Below are 17000 nucleotides of genomic sequence, written 5' to 3' on the forward strand. Positions count from 1 at the left end.
ACCTGCTCTTCTTCACGGCTCTGCTCCTCCCATCAGGGTCTCACAAAACCGGAAAACTCGCACTCAGGCCGGACCAAAGCGATGGGGGGACGTCAACCATCATCCATGATGGGCCGCATGATGGGTCTGGTTCGGGAGTAGGCGCCATGGGACGCAAGGCGAAAAAGCTCTCAGCGCTCGAAGTCGGCCGCCTGAAGACGCCCGGGATGTGGGCCGTCGGCGGGGTGGACGGCCTCTACCTTAACGTGAAGCCGACCGGTGCCCGGGCCTGGATCCTGCGCGCCATGATGGCCGGCAAGCGCCGCGACCATGGCCTGGGGGGCTTTCCGGACGTTACTCTGGCGATGGCGCGCCAGAAGGCTCGCGAGCGACGCGCCGACATCGAGCAGGGCCAGGACCCCATCGCGGTCAGGCGCCAAGCGCTCAGCAGCGCACGCGCGCAGCAGGCCAGCCAGAAGACCTTCCAGGATGCCGCCGAGGCGTACATCAAGGCCCACGGCGAAAGCTGGAAGAACGCCAAGCACCGCGACCAGTGGGCGAGCACGCTGGAGACCTACGCCTATCCCAGCATGAGCCGGCTGCTGGTGCGCGACATCGGCCAGGAGCACGTGCTGCAGGCGCTGGAGCCGATCTGGAAGACCAAGACCGAGACCGCCACCCGGCTGCGCGGCCGCATCGAGGCCGTGCTCGATTGGGCGCGGGTCCGCGGCTACCGTGACGGCGAGAACCCGGCGCGCTGGCGCGGCCACCTGGACAAGCTGCTGCCGGCGCCAACCAAGATCCAGAAGGTGAAGCACCACCGCGCGATCCCGGCGGACGGCATCGCGGCGTTCATGGCCGAGCTGCGCCAGCGCGAGGGCGTGGCGGCCCGCGCGCTGGAGTTCGTGACCCTCACGGCCGCGCGCAGCGGCGAGGTGCGAGGCGCCACCTGGGCTGAGATCGACCGCAAGGCGAAGGTATGGACGGTGCCGGCGGACCGCATGAAGGCCGGCAGGGAGCACTGCGTGCCGCTCACCGATGCGGCGTTGGCGGTCCTTGACGGGCTGCCGAGCGTGCCAGGGTCGGACCTCGTGTTCGCCGCTCCGCGCGGGGGCCCGCTCTCCGACATGAGCCTCACGGCCGTCATGCGCCGCATGGAGGTCGACGTGGTGCCCCACGGCATGCGCTCGACGTTCCGCGACTGGTGCTCCGAGCGCACCAACTTCCCGCGCGACCTGGCCGAGGCGGCGCTCGCCCACACCTTGGAGAGCAAGGTCGAGGCAGCCTATCGGCGCGGCGACGCGCTGGAGAAGCGCCGGCCGATGATGGAAGCATGGGCGGCGTTCTGCGCGCATCCAGCGAAGGGCGGCGCGGTGGTGCCGTTGGCCGGGGTCGCTTGATCTCAGACCGTTCTAGATCCTGGGAGCCGAATCCGCTCTACGGATGACCACTATCGGCTGAAAATGCGAAAGCGCGCTTCAGCAACCTGCCGGCGCGCCTTCGCATTAGCTCGAAATTCGCAGGATTTTTAAATCGCCGCAGCGACCTTTTGACGATTTTCGCGCTTGGTGGTCGTCTTGATGACTCCCTTCCGGTTTGTCTTTTTGCCGGCTTTAGCTTTCAGCGGTTTGGCGATGAGTCTTAATCTGGATTTTCTGACCGGCTTCTGAGGCTCTGCCTTCGCTTGGCGTTCCGCCATCAACGCCTGCAACCTGCCTGGAATGCTTACCGGATTTTTGAACTCCGGAGCATGCTGTAGACCGTCGAAAGCGTCGTAGAGATCGGGCCGCTCTGCGGGAGAGGGAAGGCCTTTCTTCACGGCTGTGCTCACTGACTTTTCCATGGAATGATTGTGGGCCTTCAACCCAATTTGGTCAACGGGAGAGCCTTGACATTCTCGCAAGCCTACGCCTACGCGCCGCCCTCCGAGATCAAAATGGGGGGTGCCCCGCGCGTCACGTTGTTGTCGCGAAAACTCCAGCGATCCACGATCAGGCGCACTTGATCGAAGGTGCTCTCATTGCTGGTGTTTGCCAAAACGATCTCTACCGGCACGTAGCGTTTTGACTCACCTAGGAAACGCTCCGCGGCGCGCTGCGCAGCTTCCTTCCGCGGGAGGTGCATGTAGTGCGCCTCTGTGCGGTAGCCGGCGGCCTTGAAGGCCTGCACCTCGGCGATAGCGCTCTTGGCTGTCTTCATGGTCTTGTCCAGCACCACGTTCAGGCCCAGCGCGCGCGCGATCTCAACAATCTTTTCGAAAATCTGACCGCTCTCGGTATGAACCTGCGCGGCGTTCCAGCCCTCGTACTCCGGCAGCATGCCCTTGATGTGGTCGGCGTCCAGCACCACCGACTTCTCGGGGTCGTACACGTTGCCCTCGAACCAGGACTTCCCCGAGCCGCCGCGGCCGCCGAGGATGGTGAACGTCGGGGCTTGGCCCTCCGGCGGCGTGGCCGCGGCGATCTTCTCGTCCGACAGGATGTCGTTGATGATCCGTTCGTGCAGCCGCTGACGATTTGCTGTGTATGCGCCGCGCTGCATGAACGTGTCGGAAGTCTCTACCAGAGAACTCAGGCGCGCTTCAACAGCGGCAATTTCCTCGCTCGCGCCTGATGGAAGATCACGAACGATGTCAGCGGCCGACACGTTCGGATCATCATGCGATCGCGCGTAGGCAGCTGCATCGAAATTCTTTGCCTCTACGGGCGCCTGGCTCGCCTTAACCGCGGGTTTTGCCTTCGCCATGATCCTCGCTCATCGAATTTACCTCACGCTGAGCGAGTGCCGCTGCGTCGGACGGCAATGGTAGTCTCGGACAAACCAATTGCCTCTGCGGCGACTAGAATGCCCGCAGGGTTGCGCACAACTCAAGGTGAAAGCGTGCCTTCCCCAGAGTTCGATCTCACCGCCCCAAAGCATCTTGGTGACGGCCTCACGCTGCAACAGGTCGTGACGGAATCCTCCGTCTCCATGCAAGAGAAACGACCGCCGCAAACACCCGCCCAACGACAGGCTGCTCGCCGTCGCCGCCTCGCCGATGCCGGCTTCACCACTATCAAGGTTGCCGTGCCTGCGAAGGTCCATGAGCGGCTGCGCACCCTGGTGCGGCGCCATGGCCAGCCCGCCGGCCGCGTCGTCGAGCTCGCGCTCCATGCCTTGTCCGAGAAGGCCCGGTCATGAGCGCGGCCCTCGTCCATTACAGGGCACTGGACATCGCTCCGGGCCGATATTTCGACTGCGGCCGCCTGGTAGCGACGTTGAGCTCCGAGGCCTGCGCCCGCAGGTGGGAGGCTGCACCGGAGGGGAGCGCCTGTTTAGACTGCAAGGTTGGCCGCCTCCACACACGCCAGCATCAGCACGGCGCTGTAGCACCGACTCAGCCGGTGGAGCGCCGCGGCTCGCGGACACGGAATTGCGTGCGATGCGGGCGCTCGGACCTGCGTGTCCTGGCCTGCAACGGTCTGTGCCTGAGCTGCGCGAACAGGCAGTACGAATTCGAGAAGGGCTGCAACCGCAAGGGCAAGCCGCCCGCGACCTTCGCCCCGCTGCAGGAGCGCGTCGTCGCCGTCCAAGATGCTGCAGGGACCGTCTCCTTCCGTCTTCTCTAGGTGCGACATGCCGCCGAAGCGCTTGCGCTGATGGCGAGGCGATACCTGCCGGCCGGCGCAACTTTCAGCGACCAGAGGCCCGGCGTGATCGCCTGGAGCGGCCAGGATCAACGCTTCGAGTACCGTGATGCAGCTACCGGGCTGATGCTGTTCGAGCGTGTCCGCGGCGGCCTGCTCGAACATGCCTGCGCTCAAGATGGAGAGGCCGCGCCCGTAGGGGCTGGCTGGCGCCGGGCGGTGCCGCGGCTGCTCGCAACCAGCATGGCGCTCGCCGACTTGGAAGCCCTGCTCGACGTGATGGCCTGCGATGAGACCGCCGAACGCTGGACGACGACGGCGCACATCTGCGGCGCCTGCAAGACCGCGCCCCTGGAAGCACAGCGGCCCGTTTCAGGTAGCGGGTGGATGGTCCGGTGCCCGGCGTGCGGCGCGACAGGCGAGCACGCGCACGCGAATATTTGCGCGAGTAACCATTCTAAAGCATAATTGTCCAAGATGGACCGATATTACTCAATTTTGATCAGGAGTTCAAATGAACAACTCAAGGATTGACCGAGATGCGAGGATCACCACAGCGCTTGCAGCGGCTGAGCGTAGCGCGGACGTGATGCTGCGGATCGAAGCCGTGACCGCCAAGACCGGGATCTCCAAGTCTGGCGTCTACGCCATGGTGGCGCGAGGGGAGTTTCCGGCGCCCGTCAGGGTAGGCCCGCGAGCATCCCGCTGGCGCTCCGGGGCTGTCGACGAGTGGATCCGCCGCCGGCTGACGGAAGGCGCGGCCGCATGACCCAAGCCGAAAAAGAAAAATCCCGCCGCGCCGGCCAGGGCGCTGCGGGATCAACACTTACTCAAAAACGATACAGCATGAATTCTCACCGCAATCATACGGAAACGCAAGCGCTTCGCGCTTCTGTTGCGAAAAATCTTCGCCGCGCAGCCGAGCATCTATCCTCTGCGCAGGACTGCCTACAGGTTGCAGCTGACGCGATCGAGAGCAGCGTGCGCGCGGCCGAGCGCATCGAGCACCCGCCGTTCGAGGTCTCGCAGCATGAATTTGTCCGCCAGGTGATCGATGCCTTCGGCGCGCCCCGGCAGCGTCCCTGGGTGATGGCGTTTCCAGAGCATGCCGGTTGCCCGGTCGATGTCACCACGCACCTGCCAGACGTGCCCGCCGCACTCCGCCAGCACCTGCCGAGATTGGTCGGCCAGGGGGAACGGGTGAGCAGGAACCAGGTGCGGGAGGCATGGTGCATCTGGCGCACGGCCCGCGCGGCTTATGCCATCCGCGACTTCGGGCAGCTCGCCGACGTGGCTGCCGAATGCCGAGAGATGTTCGGCCAGCCTCCCAGCAATGCCGCCTACAATCGGAGCCACTGAAAAAGGCGAAACCCCCAAGCCGGCAAGCAAGGGGGCTTCAAGATGGTTCGTCCGTGCAGGTAGAACCGAGTAACAAAGAAACGCTGTGCAGGTTGGATTTTACAGCATCTGTTCGGTCAGTGCTCACCGCCAACCAAATTTGTTACTCTTTTTTGATCAACCTGCCACGGACGAGCCTTGTTCACCAAGGATCTCGTTGTGCATTCTGACCTTTCCTCTCCGGTCGCGGCCTTTCCCAGCCGTGGCACATCTCCAGGCGCGGCCTCATCATGAGCGCCGCCACCAGCTTCAACGACCTGGCACGGGCACGCAATGCGCTATTTGCCATCAGCCCGGACCTGCCACGCCCCGAGTGGATCCGCGTCGGCATGGCCGCGAAGTCTGCCGGCCTCGACCTCGATGACTTCGACACCTGGAGCGCGCTGGGCCACCAGTACGTGGCCGCAGACGTTAGGGTGGCTTGGCGGAGCTTCCGCACCGAGGGCGCTGTCGGTGCTGGCACGCTGTTCCATGCCGCTCGGGAGGCGGGCTGGCGGGACGACGCCGCACGGCGTCCGAAGCTGACGCAAGCCGAGATCGAGGCCGCCGAGAACCGCCGTGCCGAGCGTGCTGCGGCCGATCTCGCCGAGCAGGAGGCCGAGGAAGCCCGGGCCGCCGAACGCGCGCAGGCAATCTGGAACGCTGCCCTGCCGGTCGCCCAGCACCCCTATCTCGCCCGCAAGGGCGTGCGTGCGCATGGCGCCCGCTTCGCCGCCGAGTGGGTGAAGGAGTGGACCGACCGCGACGGGCAGGTCCGCCAAGCGAAGTACCGTGATGCCCTGCTGGTGCCGATCATGTCCGGCCCGAAACAGGTCGCCAGCCTGCAAGCCATCTTCCCGACGAAGTGCATCGGGCCGAAGGACGCCCGCCGCGACAAGGATTATCTGGCCGGTGGCCGCAAGCGCGGCTGCTACTTCATCATCGGCCGCGTCAAGGCCGGCGAGCCCGTGGTGGTGCTCTGCGAGGGCTTCGCCACGGGCGCCAGCATCCACGAGGCCACCGGCCTGCCGGTCATGGTGTGCTTCGACGCGGGGAACCTGAGCGCCGTGGCCTCCGCGCTGCGTGACAAGCTCCCCGAGGCGCGCATCATCCTGGCCGCCGACAACGATGTGCATTCGCCGGGCATTCCCGGGCTCGACATCGGCGGCTCGGCATCCCTGCTGGTGCGCGTGAACGCGAGCCTGTCCGCGGGCGGGGCCAAGGGCGAGGCCAGCCAGTTCTTCACCGGCGGCATCGGCGCGAGCCTGGGCCTGAACCCCTACCAGACGCGCATGTGGCGCGAGCAGGGCGCGTTCGGGACGCTGGGCCAGTCTTTCGGCGAGGGCAGCGTCTACGCGCGGTACAAGGGCCGCGCGGGCCCCGGCGGCAACACCACGCTGCTGTCGGCCACCCTGGAGAAGCTGCGCGGGCAGTACGTCGACGGCTCCGACGAGCTGGCGGACGCCGCGGCGAACCACCTCGGCATCGGCGTGAACCAGGCCATGGCGCTGCTGTCGGTGAAGCCGAACCAGATGGGCGAGATGCAGGCCTACGCCAAGGACCTGACGAAGCTGTCCGGCGGCGGCATCCTGAACATGTCCAAGGCGCTCTATGGATCCGCCGGCGATCGCTCGGCCCTGGCCAGCGAGTTCCTGGGCCGCACGGGCAGCGACGCGATCGGGGCTGACGACGCCAAGGCGATCCGCGCCGCGCAGTCCGGCGGCAACGACGACGAGCTGAAGCGCGTGCTCGCCAGCGTCGCCAGCAAGTACGACCAGGAGAGGACCCTCGGCAGCGACATTCGCGACAGCAAGAGCCTGCTGGAGAACCTGAAGACGAAGATCGCAGACGAGCTGGTGCCCTACACGAAGGACATCCGCATGGGCTTTCTGCATCTGGCCGGCAAGGGTGAGAAGACCGGCGACGAGGTCCTGCGCGACATCGCCGGCATGGAGACCAAGGACCGCAAGGGGCGGATCTCCAACATCGCCAAGGCCGACCGCGACCGCATCAACGCCGACATCGAGAAGCGGATGGGCGATGTCGCGCCCGGCATCTCGCCCGGCGACATCTTCAAGCAGGACTGGCACCAGGAGTACGCCAGGAAGCTGAAGGACGGCACGGCCACGTCCGAGGAGAAGGCGGCGTTCGAGAAGCGCGTCGGCGAGTATCAAGCGGCCCGGCTGAAGGGCATCAACGACCCCGAGGTGGGAAAAAAGAAACGCGAGTTGCAGGAGGAGCGCGCGCGGCTGCTGGCCAAGGTCAGCAAGAAGGAGCGCGCCGACCTCGGCGCCGAGGACGAGAACCTGAAGAAGCGCCTGCGCGAGATCGGCGCGCAACCGCTCGGCGCGCCGCCGGCCACTCCGGTACCGGGCGTCCCGGCCGGCCAGCCGCCCTCGGGCACGGCCGCGGCGGGAGGGCGCGCCTTCGATCCGATGACGGGGACCAGTAGCGGCGGACCGCTCTCTGACAAACTGGCCGCCGCTGAACAAGCACGAGGGTTGCCGCCCGGCGTGATGAGCGCGCTGATGAAGCAGGAAACTGGCAGGAACACCCAGGCCTACCTGGATGATCCAACGCGGTACCACTACGGCCTGAACTCTGAGGGCCGCCGGATCGCTGGGCACACCGGCAGAGTCTCTACGGCGTTCGGCCCCTTCGGCATCCTGGAGTCCACGGCAGCTCGACCGGGCTTTGGCGTGGCGCCGTTGAAGGACAAGAGCCTGGATGAGCAGATCCGCTTCGCCAGCGACTACCTGGCGGCGCGGTCGCGCGCTGCTGGTGGTATCGAAGGTGGGTTGGCGGGTTATGGAGAGGGCGCGCGGTACAGCCGGGAGGTCATGGCACGTGTGGGCCGGCAGAGCGACGGCATGCGGATGCCCGAAGGATCAGCCAGCAGCGGCACGGGCCTGCGCATGCCGGGCTTCAACGTCTCCTCCGACGACATCACCGTGCGAGTGGTGAACGAGCGCGGCGAGCCGATCGCGCCCCCGCAGTCGATTCAGACCCGGGTGAGGCAGGCGCAGGCAGGGTGAGGCCGGTGCGGGCGTGCGCGCTGGCCACCGCGCACGCACGTTTCCCCCAGCGGCCTCGTCAGCTTGACCGCCCTGCTGCCAGGCCTCACGATCCTGGTATGCAATCAAATATGCCCACCCGGGGGGCTTCCGGGCCCGGCCGAGCGGCCGGATCTTTACGACGGGTTCGACGGAGCCGAGCGGCCAGCAGGCTGGAAAAACCCGGTCGGCACGTCCGAGCGAATCGAGCAGCTGCTCGCCGAGCGCGTGGCACAGGCTGCCGTGGAGCGCGCTGGGCTCGACTTCGGCACCCTGCCGGCCGAGGACGCTCTGCGGATCCAAGCCACGGAAGGGCTGCCCGTCGGGTGGGTATTGATCGAGAACGAGGGCGCCCTGTTCCGTGGGCCTGCGCGCGGCCTGCCGATGGAGGTATGGAGCTGCAGGCGACAGGCATTCGAGCCCTACACAGGCAACCGCGAGAAGCCGATGGAGTGGGGTTCCATCATCGGAGTGGATGAGGCCCTGGGGTTGATGAAGCTCTGAGTAATTGAGCGGGGGAGGCGACACTGCCGACGGAAGCGGAGCTGCTGCCACTGATCACGGCTCCCCGTGAGGATGTGGACATCGAGTACAAAGACTGGCTCGATCCAACCTCAAGCCACGGCAAGGCAACGATCGCAAGAGCAGCGATAGCTCTCGCGAACCATGGCGGCGGCTACATCGTCCTGGGCTTTGTTGACGACGGCCCCTCGCTCCGTTCGCACCCGAGGCCTGATTCCTTGAAGCCGATCGATCAAGATCAGGCGAACGCGGCCGTGCAGCGCTACGCAGATCCGGAATTCCACGTCCAGCTCTACACTTTGGTGCATCCCGTCACCGGCGTGCAGCACCCCGTCCTGTTCGTGCCGGGCGGTCACCGCGAGCCGGTCATGAGCAAGCGGGACTGCGAGGGCGTGATCGGGCAGCATCGCTGCTACATCCGCAAGCCGGGGCCTCGGAGCGAGGAACCCAAGACGCGCGAAGAATGGCGCGCCCTGCTGCACAACTGTGTCATGGCGCAGCGCGAGGACATGCTCGACGCGATCCGGGCCATCGTGACCGGCCGGGTTGACGCCGGTCCTGCCGTGCCGAGCGCTGAAGAGCGGTTCGCTGCTTTCGTGGCTGGCGCACAGAAACGGTGGGCGGAGCTTGTCGCCGACCTGCGGCCGGGCATGCCGGCCCGCTTCCCTCACGGCTATTACGAGATGGCTTTTGCGCTGGAAGGCGCCGAGCCGGCCGCAGGGCTTGCTGACCTACAGGAGCGCCTTGCCGTTGCGCGCCGCGTGAAGCTGACCGGTTGGAGCACCTTCCTGGAGATGCACCAGCGAGGGCTGGCTCCATACGCTCATGATGATGCCGTCGAGGCATGGGTTGGGCGCCCGGTCAGGCACGACGCCGGCCAGGAGTCGCCTCTTCACTGCGATTTCTGGCGGGCTTCGCGGTACGGCCAGCTCTACACGATCCGCGGCTACAAGGAGGATGGCCACGACCGCTTTCCGCCAGGCACAGCGTTCGACCTCACCATGCCCATCTGGCGCGTTGGCGAAGGTCTGCTCTTCGCAGCCAGGCTCGCGGAGGCATTCGCCGGCGTGGATCGGATCTCGATCTTCTGTCGCTTTACCGGGCTCCAGGGCCGGGAGCTGGTCAGCATCGGCGATACGCGGCACGTGCGCGACGGCCGCGTCAGCCACACTAATGAAATCGTGCTGCGAGGCGCTGCGACCCCCGAGCAGGTTCGGGACAACCTCGCGGAGGTTCTGACGCCTCTGCTCAGACCGCTGTACGAACTCTTCGATTTCTTCCCTCTGCCGCCGGCCATGGTGGGCGAGGAAAGCCAGCGCCTGCAGCACGGCCGGTTCTAGGCCGGGCCCGCAGAGGTGCCGGCTGTCTTGCTCACCTGCAGCCGGCAATTCGGGACATCGGGTGACGCTGCGTGACCTGCGCAACGTGTTTCGGTTTTGATGGGCTGGATGATGGGTCGGGAAAACCGACAGGGCGCATTGACCGAATTTGATCAATGTTATCATCGACTTAGGGAAGCATAGTGGCGGAGAGGGGGGGATTCGAACCCCCGATGCCCTTGCAGGCATGCCGCATTTCGAGTGCGGTGCATTCAACCGCTCTGCCACCTCTCCGCAAGGTGCCTCGATGAGACGGGCGGTGCGTAGCACGCGTGGTCCCGCTTCACAAGCGAGACGTCGCGCGGCGGCGCCGGATCAGACCACCACGGTGATCGCCTGCGCCGCGCGGGTCAGGCCGGTGTAGAGCCAGCGCGCCCGGTGCTCGCGGAACGCGTAGGATTCGTCGAACAGCGTGACCCGATCCCACTGCGACCCTTGAGCCTTGTGCACCGTCAGCGCGTAGCCGTAGGTGAACTCGTCCGTCTCGCGCCGCAGGAACAGCGGGATCTCCTCGTCCGTGCCGGAGATCATCGCGCGCAGCACCTTGATGTCGGTGGGCTTCCGGCGGAGCGCCGGGTCGTCCTCCGGCACCACGTCGAGGCGGATCAGGTCCGGACGCGGCGGCGCGCGCAGGGCCTGCACGGTCCAGGTCGAGCCGTTGAGCAGGCCCTTCACCCGGTCGTTGCGCAGGCAGACCAGCTTCTCGCCGATCGCCGGCATCGGGTCCGTGTGGCCGGCGAGCTCCCGCAGCCGTGCATTGTAGAGGCGGCGGGTCTTGTTCAAGCCGACCAGCACCTGATCGCACTCGAGCACCTCGGCCGGATCCAGGGCGCGGCGCGACACGATCCGGCTCTGCCCGTAGCTGCCGAGCTCCAGCCGGCCGCCCTCGCGCACGGTCATGGCCATGCGGACGATCGGGTCGTCCTTGGCCTGCCGGTGCACCTCGGTGAGCATCACGTCGGGCTCGGCCTCGGTGAAGAAGCCGCCGCCGCGCACCGGCGGCAGCTGCGCCGGGTCGCCCAGGACGAGGACCGGCCGCTCGAAGGACAGGAGATCGTTGCCGAGGTCGGAATCGACCATCGAGCACTCGTCGATGATGATCAGGTCCGCCTTGGCGGCCGGGCCCGAGCGGTTCAGCGTGAAGGTCGGCCCGCCCTCTTCCGCCTCCTTGGTGCGGTAGATCAGCGAGTGGATCGTGGCGGCGTCGTAGCAGCCCTTCTGGCGCATCACCGAGGCCGCCTTGCCGGTGAAGGCCCCGTAGACCACCGTGCCGTCGACATCCTCGGCGATCCGGCGGGCGAGCGTCGTCTTGCCGGTGCCGGCATAGCCGAACAGCCGGAACACCTGCGATCCCCCGTCCCGCCGCCACGCGGCGATCGCCTTCAGCGCCGCGTCCTGCTGCGGCGCGTAGGCGGCCGGCAGACCCGCACTCACGGCCAGCGCACGGTCGGCGGCATCGAGGAGAGGATGGAGGCGACGTTGCCGCCCGTCTTCAGGCCGAAGATCGTGCCCCGGTCGTAGAGCAGGTTGAACTCCACGTAGCGGCCCCGCCGCACCTGCTGCTCGTGGCGGTCCACCTCGGTCCAGGGCGTGCCGAGATTGTCGCGCACGATCTTCGGGTAGGCCTCCAGGAAGGCCCGGCCCACGTCGCGGGTGTAGGCGAGGTCGGCCTGCGGCGTCCCGCTCCAGAGGTAATCGTAGAAGATCCCGCCGATGCCGCGCGGCTCGTTCCGGTGCTTGAGGTGAAAATACTCGTCGCACCACGCCTTATAGCGGGCGTGGTCGATGCCGTGCGCCGCGCAGGCCCGCGCCAGGCAGGCGTGGAAGTGGCGGCTGTCCGGATCGTCCTGCGTGCGGCGCCGGTCGAGCACCGGCGTCAGGTCGGCCCCGCCCCCGAACCACGCCCGCGTCGTCGCGACGAACCGGGTGTTCATGTGCACCGTCGGCACGTTCGGGTTCCACGGATGGGCGATCAGCGAGATGCCGGTGGCGAAGAAGCGCGGATCCTCGGCGGCGCCGGGCATCTGGGCGCGGAATTCCGGCGCGAACTCGCCGTGCACCGTCGAGATGTGCACGCCGGCCTTCTCGAAGACGCGGCCCCGCAGCATCGCCATGACGCCGCCGCCGCCCGGCCGCCCGGTATGGTCGGTCCGGTTCCACGGGGTCTTCTCGAACGTCCCGGGGCCCTCGGGCGCGTCGGGGTGGAACGGGCCCGCCGCCTCAGCCTCGAGGGTCTCCAGAGCGGCGACGATCCGGTCGCGCAGCGTCTCGAACCACGCCGCGGCCTCGGACTTCATGGCCGTCACGTCGGCCTCGGAGGGAGGCGCAGCCAGGGCTGCGCGCGCGTCGTCCGGCATCGTCATGACACAGGCTTTTCCACCCTGCCGGGCGCACGTCAATGCGGTCGCGGCCCCGCACGGGCGCGCAGGGCTCCCGCGCAGGTCTCCCGACCGGCGACAACGCCCCTACGCGGCCCCTACGCGGGCGCCGGCCGCTCGCCGACGGGCTTGAGCAGCCCCGTGGCGGTCGCCACCAGCTCCCCGGCCTCGTCGCGGATCTCGGCCTCGCAGAAGATCACCGACCGCCCCGCCCGGGTGACCCGTCCCTCGGCGGTCAGGACGCCGCGGCCGGGGGCGAGGAAGCGGGTCTGCATGTCGAGGGTCACCACCGGGCGCCCCGCCCGCAGCCGCGCCGCCGTCCCCAGGGCGACGTCGAGCAGGGTGCAGAGCGCGCCGCCATGGGCGATGCCGAGGTTGTTGGCGTGCTCCGGCCGCAGGGCGAGGCGCAGCCGCGTCCGGCCCGCGCGCACGTCGAGCGCCTCGATCCCGCAGTGATCCACGAACGGGATGATGGCGCCGAAGACGGTGCCCGTCTCCGAGCGCTGATCCACTTGCTGATCCACTTGGTGATCCCCTTGCCGGTCCACTTGCTGGTCCACGCCGATCGCCCCGGATCCTGCCCCGCCCGGATCCTTATCGCCCGGCCGCCTCCGAGGCCATGACCGGTCCGCGGCAGATCACGTGACAGTCCGGCCGAAACGTTCGTCCCGTCCCGAAGGCTCACGGGACATCGCGGCGGGCCGCCGCGTGAAGTTCTGCGCCTCTCATCAGACCGGAGACGGATCTTCGCAGAGGAAGCCCGCGGCGAGATCGCGGCGGAAGGCATAACCGGCGCTCGTCCGCGTCGCCCGGTCTCGTCCAACTTCGGCTCCGGGGTGTCGGTTTGCTCGACGGTCGATTTCAGCTCGACCCACGGTTTGAATAATATGCGTGTTCATGGCGGGGGCATTGTGTAGGGAAATGCTCGACGACGACTTGATTTTGCTGCACAGACGTTAGAACCGTCTCACGACGGTCGGATAGAGGGAATCATCGATGGACGACAACGCCACTGAGCAGCAGCAGACCTTTATCGAGCAGGCGTCCGACATCGTCTCGGCGTATGTCTCGAACAATTCCGTGCCGATCAGCGAATTGCCCGGTCTGCTCGCCGGCGTTCACGCCGCGCTGACGAAGCTGTCCGCCCCCGCGGCGACGGTCACCGAGGCGGCCGACAAGCCGACGCCGGCCCAGATCCGCAAGTCGGTGACGCCGGACGCCCTGATCTCGTTCATCGACGGCAAGCCGTACAAGACGCTCAAGCGGCACCTGTCGCGCAACGGCCTGACGATCGAGCAGTATCGCGAGCGCTTCGGGCTGCCGCGCGACTATCCGTCGACGGCCGCGAGCTACTCGGCTCAGCGCTCGGAACTCGCCCGCAGCCTCGGCCTCGGCCAGCAGCGCCGCAAGTCCGCCGCCCCGGCTCCCGAGCCCGAGCCCGTCGCGGAAGTGGCCGAGAAGCCGAAGCGCGCCAGCCGCACCCGCAAGGCCAAGGAGACGGCCTGAGCCCGGCCTGAGCCCGGCAACGCCCGGGCTCGTGGTTACCGGCCGGCGCGCGACCCGCGCGCCGGTCCGTTACGCGAAATCGGCGAGGTCGTCGGCCACGTCGCCCGCGGCGATCTCCGTCTCGGCCTTGTGCCGCTCGACCGCCTCGGCCTCCGCCCCGATCTCCGGCCCGACCTCTGCCTCGGTCATGCCGGACCGCGGGCCCGGCCCCTCGGGCGCCGGCGCTGTCTCCGGCTGCGCCTGGCCGGCCTCCCCTTCGGAGGCTCGATCCGTCACCCGCCCCGCCATGCTGCGCGCTCCCCGATCCGCCGACGGGAGAGCAAAGCGCGGACGGCCCGGCGCGTTCCGCGCGCGCCGCATCACGACGGCGCCGCGCGCGCCGGAGCCGATCCCGCGGTGATCGCGAGCTGCGGGATGGCGCCGCGTTTGAGCCTCAGGAGCGCGACGCGCCGTGTCGAGAGGCCTCGCCACGCGTTGAACCGCCGGACATGCATGCGCCGGACATGCCGATCGGGAGCGGGATTTGGGCAATCGCTACGGGCTGGAGATCCGCGCCGCCGCGGGGCCGGACGCCGCGGGTCTCGCGGCGCTGCTCAGCGAGGCGGGGGTCGCGGTCGGCGCCGCGGACCTCGCGGCCCGGCTCGAGGCCCTGCAGCGGGACGGCGGCATCGCCCTCGTCGCCGTGGAATGGGGGCCGCCGAGCGGCCTCATCGCCGTCGCCCCCGTGCGGACGCTGGACGCGCCGCGGCCCTTCGGCCTGATCACCGGCCTCGCGGTCGCCGCCGAGTCGCGCCGCCGGGGCATCGGTCGGGTCCTGCTGAAGGCGGCCGGCCGGGCGGCGCGGCAGGCGGGCTGCGACCGGCTGCTCCTGGCCGCGGGGCCGGACCAGGCCGCCCTGCGCGCCTTCTGCGCCGCCGCCGGCTTCGCCGACGAAGGGACCGTGCTCGCGCGGCCGCTGCTGAAGCGGGGCACCGGAGACGGCTGAGATCCGCGACATCCTGGCCGAAGCCGGCGGGGCTCACCGGGCGTTACCCCCGGAGAGTGGAGCCCCCCGATGACGCTGCGATCCGAGACCCCGCCGCCGCCCGCGAACCTGCCCTGCGATCCGCCGCCGGATTCCGAGGCGCCGACCGCCGCGCAGCTCAAGGGCGACATCGACAGCGGCCGCACCGCCGACAAGACCCCGCACATGGATATCGGCGCGGCCCCGCTCGGGACCTGCGAGGAGGCCGGCGGGACGCCGCCGACGTCCCGGGAGGTCCGGATCGCCCGGCAGAACGAGCGGGCGCCCTCGGAGCGGGCGGCCAAGGGTTACCCGCACCAGCGGCAGCCCTGGGTCCTGCCGCTCTACGCCGGCATCATCGTCGCGGCCGCCGTGGGGCTCGGCCTCGTGCTCTGGCTGACGCGCTGACTGCCGCACTGACGGATGCGCTGACGGTCCGGCCGGGGTGGGACCGCGCCGGTGCCATCCTGGCGCAGGACGGCACGGTCGCCGCGAAGGCGGTTTAAAGGTCGATTCACGTCGATGCGGTTAGCGTGACCTTACTGCAGTCTTGCGTAACCGATCCTCCATGCCCCCTTCCGTCGATGCTCCGCCGGACCTGTCCGGGCTCCTCGAACTGTCACGCATCGAGAATCTCGATCTCAAGCCGGTGATCCTCCGGGTTCAGACGGACCTGTTCGTCCGGGCCGCGGCCCGGGACCGGACCGAGATCGAGATCTTCGAGTCCCTGGCCTGCGGCCTGATCCCGACGGTGGACGAGGAGACGGCCCGGGTCGTGGCCCGCAAGCTGGCCCCCTGCCCCGAGACGCCGCCCGCGGTGCTGGAGGCGCTCGCCCTGCGCGGCGGCGGCGCCCGCGACGCGGTGGTGGAGCTGGCCCCGACCCTGAGCCACCGCCTGATCGAGGCGGCCCTGGCCGAGGGGTCGGACATCGCCGCCCGCATCGCCGCCCGGGCCGGGCTGAGCCGGGAGGCGGTGGACGAACTCTCCCGCGAGGGCCGCCCCGAGATCGACCGCGCGCTGGCGGCCAATCTCGGCCACACCCTGCGGGGCGCGGCCCTGTCGCGGCTCGTGGACCGCGGCCGCACCGCCCCCGACCTCGCCCGGCTGCTGCTGGTCCGGCCCGACGTTTCGGCCGCCGACCTCGTGCCCCTGTACCTGCACGCCGACCCGATGCGCCGCACGGTGATCGGCCGGGCCGTCGAGGCGACCGCCGCCCTGCGCCCCTGCCCGCCGCCGCCCCGCGGCCTCGGCGAGACCCTGACCGGCCTGTCCGCCGCTCGCGACGTTCCCGCCTTCATGGCGGCGCTGGCCGACGGGCTCGGCCTGCCCCGCGATTTCCTGACCGTGGTCGCCGATGCGGGCACCCGCTACGACCTCCTGACCCTCGGCCTGCGGGCCGCCGGCCTGCACGAGGAGGAGGCGGTCTACATCTTCCTGACCCTCAACCAGGGGGTGGCGCGATCGGCCGAGCGCGTGGCCGACCTCGTCCGGCTGTTCCGCACCGTGAGCCGCCCGGCCTCGCGGGACCTGATCGCCGCGATCCTCGACCGGCCGCTCGCCGAGCGCGGTCGGAGCGAGGCCCATCAGCCGGCACACGGACCGGAGGCCAAGCTGCGCCAGGGCGCCGAGCGCGTCGCCGCGCAGCGGCCGCCCCTGCCGGCGCGGGCCCGGACGGCGAGCGGCGGGGAGCCGGGCTGACCGGCCGGCCGTCAGCGCGGGCCGGTCCGGGGATCGCTTTTCGGATCGTACTGCGGATCGCTCTCCGGATCGGCGCCCCGCCAAGCGGGCTGCCGGTCCGTCTCCTGCAGGGTGTCGTTCGAGGGCGTCTCCGCGGCGCGGCGGCTCAGCTCCGCCATCAGGCCGCGGGCCAGCACGGCGCGGACCGCCCGCTCCCGGGTCTCGGGCGGAACCGCCTCCAGGGCGGCCGGCACGACCGCCTGGGCGCTCGGGACCGCCGCGGCGAGCCTGCGGGCCTCCGCGGCCGGGTCCGCTCCGGTGCGAAGCATGGCGAAGTAGGAGAGCACGCTGATCACCAGCGCGGCGCGCAGCAGGACGGTCATGGAACGGTTTCTCCGCTCGAGATCGCGCGAAGCATTCGACGGATTTCGTGAACCGGGCCTCTACCGACCCGAGCTTTCCCGCACGATGGTGAATGAAGCTTGTTCGCGATCGGCTG

The 17000-nt window shown here is 68.9% G+C and carries 20 protein-coding genes and 1 tRNA gene; 13 read left to right on the plus strand and 8 right to left on the minus strand.

What is annotated here, in order from left to right; genetic code table 11:
• The first annotated feature begins 146 nt into the window (after positions 1-146).
• Positions 147-1379 carry a tyrosine-type recombinase/integrase gene (locus ACQKQD_RS12195; protein ID WP_427508474.1) on the plus strand — a complete coding sequence of 411 codons (1233 nt, stop codon included), beginning with the start codon at positions 147-149 and terminating at the stop codon, positions 1377-1379.
• 128 nt (positions 1380-1507) lie between these two features.
• Here the strand turns inward: ACQKQD_RS12195 and ACQKQD_RS12200 are convergent, their stop codons facing one another.
• Positions 1508-1822 carry a hypothetical protein gene (locus tag ACQKQD_RS12200; protein WP_427508475.1) on the minus strand — a complete coding sequence of 105 codons (315 nt, stop codon included), beginning with the start codon at positions 1820-1822 and terminating at the stop codon, positions 1508-1510.
• Positions 1823-1890: 68 nt separating this feature from the next.
• Entirely contained in the window at positions 1891-2724 is an 834-nt protein-coding gene (locus ACQKQD_RS12205) for a zeta toxin family protein (RefSeq protein WP_427508476.1), read from the minus strand.
• A 99-nt stretch (positions 2725-2823) separates the two neighbouring features.
• On the opposite strand from ACQKQD_RS12205, the gene ACQKQD_RS12210 reads away from it, so the two are divergent.
• The 8 genes from ACQKQD_RS12210 to ACQKQD_RS12245 all read left to right on the plus strand — a co-directional run bounded on the left by ACQKQD_RS12210 (position 2824) and on the right by ACQKQD_RS12245 (position 9897).
• Positions 2824-3159, plus strand: a complete 336-nt coding sequence (locus ACQKQD_RS12210) for a hypothetical protein (protein WP_427508477.1) — start codon at positions 2824-2826, stop codon at positions 3157-3159.
• 236 nt (positions 3160-3395) lie between these two features.
• Positions 3396-3587 (plus strand): hypothetical protein, encoded by a 192-nt coding sequence (locus tag ACQKQD_RS12215; protein WP_427508478.1) that lies wholly within the window; start codon positions 3396-3398, stop codon positions 3585-3587.
• 84 nt (positions 3588-3671) lie between these two features.
• Positions 3672-4073 carry a hypothetical protein gene (locus ACQKQD_RS12220; protein WP_427508479.1) on the plus strand — a complete coding sequence of 134 codons (402 nt, stop codon included), beginning with the start codon at positions 3672-3674 and terminating at the stop codon, positions 4071-4073.
• Between the two features lie 121 nt (positions 4074-4194).
• On the plus strand, positions 4195-4374 hold the full coding sequence (locus ACQKQD_RS12225) for a helix-turn-helix transcriptional regulator (protein WP_427508606.1): 180 nt from the start codon (positions 4195-4197) through the stop codon (positions 4372-4374).
• The gene (locus tag ACQKQD_RS12230; RefSeq protein ID WP_427508480.1) at positions 4371-4964 is read left to right on the plus strand and encodes a hypothetical protein; all 594 of its coding nucleotides are present in this window, start codon (positions 4371-4373) and stop codon (positions 4962-4964) included. Before ACQKQD_RS12225 ends, ACQKQD_RS12230 begins: the two co-directional genes overlap by 4 nt.
• Before the next feature lie 269 nt (positions 4965-5233).
• Positions 5234-8017, plus strand: coding sequence for a PriCT-2 domain-containing protein (locus ACQKQD_RS12235; RefSeq protein ID WP_427508481.1), 2784 nt, complete (start codon positions 5234-5236; stop codon positions 8015-8017).
• 63 nt (positions 8018-8080) lie between these two features.
• Positions 8081-8539 (plus strand): hypothetical protein, encoded by a 459-nt coding sequence (locus ACQKQD_RS12240; RefSeq protein WP_427508482.1) that lies wholly within the window; start codon positions 8081-8083, stop codon positions 8537-8539.
• Positions 8540-8613: 74 nt separating this feature from the next.
• Entirely contained in the window at positions 8614-9897 is a 1284-nt protein-coding gene (locus ACQKQD_RS12245) for an AlbA family DNA-binding domain-containing protein (RefSeq protein ID WP_427508483.1), read from the plus strand.
• Positions 9898-10080: 183 nt separating this feature from the next.
• Here the strand turns inward: ACQKQD_RS12245 and ACQKQD_RS12250 are convergent.
• The 4 genes from ACQKQD_RS12250 to ACQKQD_RS12265 all read right to left on the minus strand — a co-directional run bounded on the left by ACQKQD_RS12250 (position 10081) and on the right by ACQKQD_RS12265 (position 12826).
• Positions 10081-10170, minus strand: a tRNA-Ser gene (locus ACQKQD_RS12250).
• A gap of 81 nt (positions 10171-10251) precedes the next feature.
• A complete protein-coding gene (locus ACQKQD_RS12255) occupies positions 10252-11370 on the minus strand; it encodes an ATP-dependent DNA helicase (protein WP_012321591.1) in 1119 nt (372 codons plus the stop codon).
• A complete protein-coding gene (gene hemF, locus ACQKQD_RS12260; RefSeq protein WP_427508484.1) occupies positions 11367-12299 on the minus strand; it encodes an oxygen-dependent coproporphyrinogen oxidase in 933 nt (310 codons plus the stop codon). The genes ACQKQD_RS12255 and hemF overlap by 4 nt, the downstream gene beginning before the upstream one ends.
• Before the next feature lie 113 nt (positions 12300-12412).
• Positions 12413-12826, minus strand: coding sequence for a PaaI family thioesterase (locus ACQKQD_RS12265; protein WP_056526422.1), 414 nt, complete (start codon positions 12824-12826; stop codon positions 12413-12415).
• A gap of 484 nt (positions 12827-13310) precedes the next feature.
• Between ACQKQD_RS12265 and ACQKQD_RS12270 the strand changes: the two genes are divergently transcribed.
• On the plus strand, positions 13311-13820 hold the full coding sequence (locus ACQKQD_RS12270) for a MucR family transcriptional regulator (protein ID WP_091928091.1): 510 nt from the start codon (positions 13311-13313) through the stop codon (positions 13818-13820).
• A gap of 69 nt (positions 13821-13889) precedes the next feature.
• Here ACQKQD_RS12270 and ACQKQD_RS12275 read toward each other — a convergent pair whose 3' ends face one another.
• Entirely contained in the window at positions 13890-14108 is a 219-nt protein-coding gene (locus tag ACQKQD_RS12275) for a hypothetical protein (RefSeq protein ID WP_427508485.1), read from the minus strand.
• A 235-nt stretch (positions 14109-14343) separates the two neighbouring features.
• On the opposite strand from ACQKQD_RS12275, the gene ACQKQD_RS12280 reads away from it, so the two are divergent.
• The 3 genes from ACQKQD_RS12280 (at position 14344) to ACQKQD_RS12290 (ending at position 16522) form a co-directional block, all read left to right on the plus strand.
• Positions 14344-14805: a GNAT family N-acetyltransferase gene (locus ACQKQD_RS12280; RefSeq protein WP_056526425.1), complete on the plus strand. Its 462-nt coding sequence runs from the start codon at positions 14344-14346 to the stop codon at positions 14803-14805.
• 69 nt (positions 14806-14874) lie between these two features.
• On the plus strand, positions 14875-15231 hold the full coding sequence (locus ACQKQD_RS12285) for a hypothetical protein (RefSeq protein ID WP_427508486.1): 357 nt from the start codon (positions 14875-14877) through the stop codon (positions 15229-15231).
• Between the two features lie 160 nt (positions 15232-15391).
• Positions 15392-16522: a DUF2336 domain-containing protein gene (locus ACQKQD_RS12290; protein ID WP_020091136.1), complete on the plus strand. Its 1131-nt coding sequence runs from the start codon at positions 15392-15394 to the stop codon at positions 16520-16522.
• A gap of 11 nt (positions 16523-16533) precedes the next feature.
• Here the strand turns inward: ACQKQD_RS12290 and ACQKQD_RS12295 are convergent, their stop codons facing one another.
• Entirely contained in the window at positions 16534-16884 is a 351-nt protein-coding gene (locus ACQKQD_RS12295) for a hypothetical protein (RefSeq protein ID WP_427508487.1), read from the minus strand.
• Positions 16885-17000 lie beyond the last annotated feature (116 nt).

The organism is Methylobacterium sp. NPDC080182, assembly GCF_050281105.1.
Classification (GTDB): domain Bacteria; phylum Pseudomonadota; class Alphaproteobacteria; order Rhizobiales; family Beijerinckiaceae; genus Methylobacterium.

What these genes read in the sequence shown, in the direction of transcription:
- ACQKQD_RS12195 (WP_427508474.1), top strand. Translation starts at nt 147, where the DNA reads ATGGGACGCAAGGCGAAAAAGCTCTCAGCGCTCGAAGTCGGCCGCCTG.
- ACQKQD_RS12200 (WP_427508475.1), bottom strand. Translation starts at nt 1,822, where the DNA reads ATGGAAAAGTCAGTGAGCACAGCCGTGAAGAAAGGCCTTCCCTCTCCC.
- ACQKQD_RS12205 (WP_427508476.1), bottom strand. Translation starts at nt 2,724, where the DNA reads ATGGCGAAGGCAAAACCCGCGGTTAAGGCGAGCCAGGCGCCCGTAGAG.
- ACQKQD_RS12210 (WP_427508477.1), top strand. Translation starts at nt 2,824, where the DNA reads ATGCCCGCAGGGTTGCGCACAACTCAAGGTGAAAGCGTGCCTTCCCCA.
- ACQKQD_RS12225 (WP_427508606.1), top strand. Translation starts at nt 4,195, where the DNA reads ATGCTGCGGATCGAAGCCGTGACCGCCAAGACCGGGATCTCCAAGTCT.
- ACQKQD_RS12230 (WP_427508480.1), top strand. Translation starts at nt 4,371, where the DNA reads ATGACCCAAGCCGAAAAAGAAAAATCCCGCCGCGCCGGCCAGGGCGCT.
- ACQKQD_RS12235 (WP_427508481.1), top strand. Translation starts at nt 5,234, where the DNA reads ATGAGCGCCGCCACCAGCTTCAACGACCTGGCACGGGCACGCAATGCG.
- hemF (WP_427508484.1), bottom strand. Translation starts at nt 12,299, where the DNA reads ATGACGATGCCGGACGACGCGCGCGCAGCCCTGGCTGCGCCTCCCTCC.
- ACQKQD_RS12270 (WP_091928091.1), top strand. Translation starts at nt 13,311, where the DNA reads ATGGACGACAACGCCACTGAGCAGCAGCAGACCTTTATCGAGCAGGCG.
- ACQKQD_RS12275 (WP_427508485.1), bottom strand. Translation starts at nt 14,108, where the DNA reads ATGGCGGGGCGGGTGACGGATCGAGCCTCCGAAGGGGAGGCCGGCCAG.
- ACQKQD_RS12285 (WP_427508486.1), top strand. Translation starts at nt 14,875, where the DNA reads ATGACGCTGCGATCCGAGACCCCGCCGCCGCCCGCGAACCTGCCCTGC.
- ACQKQD_RS12290 (WP_020091136.1), top strand. Translation starts at nt 15,392, where the DNA reads ATGCCCCCTTCCGTCGATGCTCCGCCGGACCTGTCCGGGCTCCTCGAA.
- ACQKQD_RS12295 (WP_427508487.1), bottom strand. Translation starts at nt 16,884, where the DNA reads ATGACCGTCCTGCTGCGCGCCGCGCTGGTGATCAGCGTGCTCTCCTAC.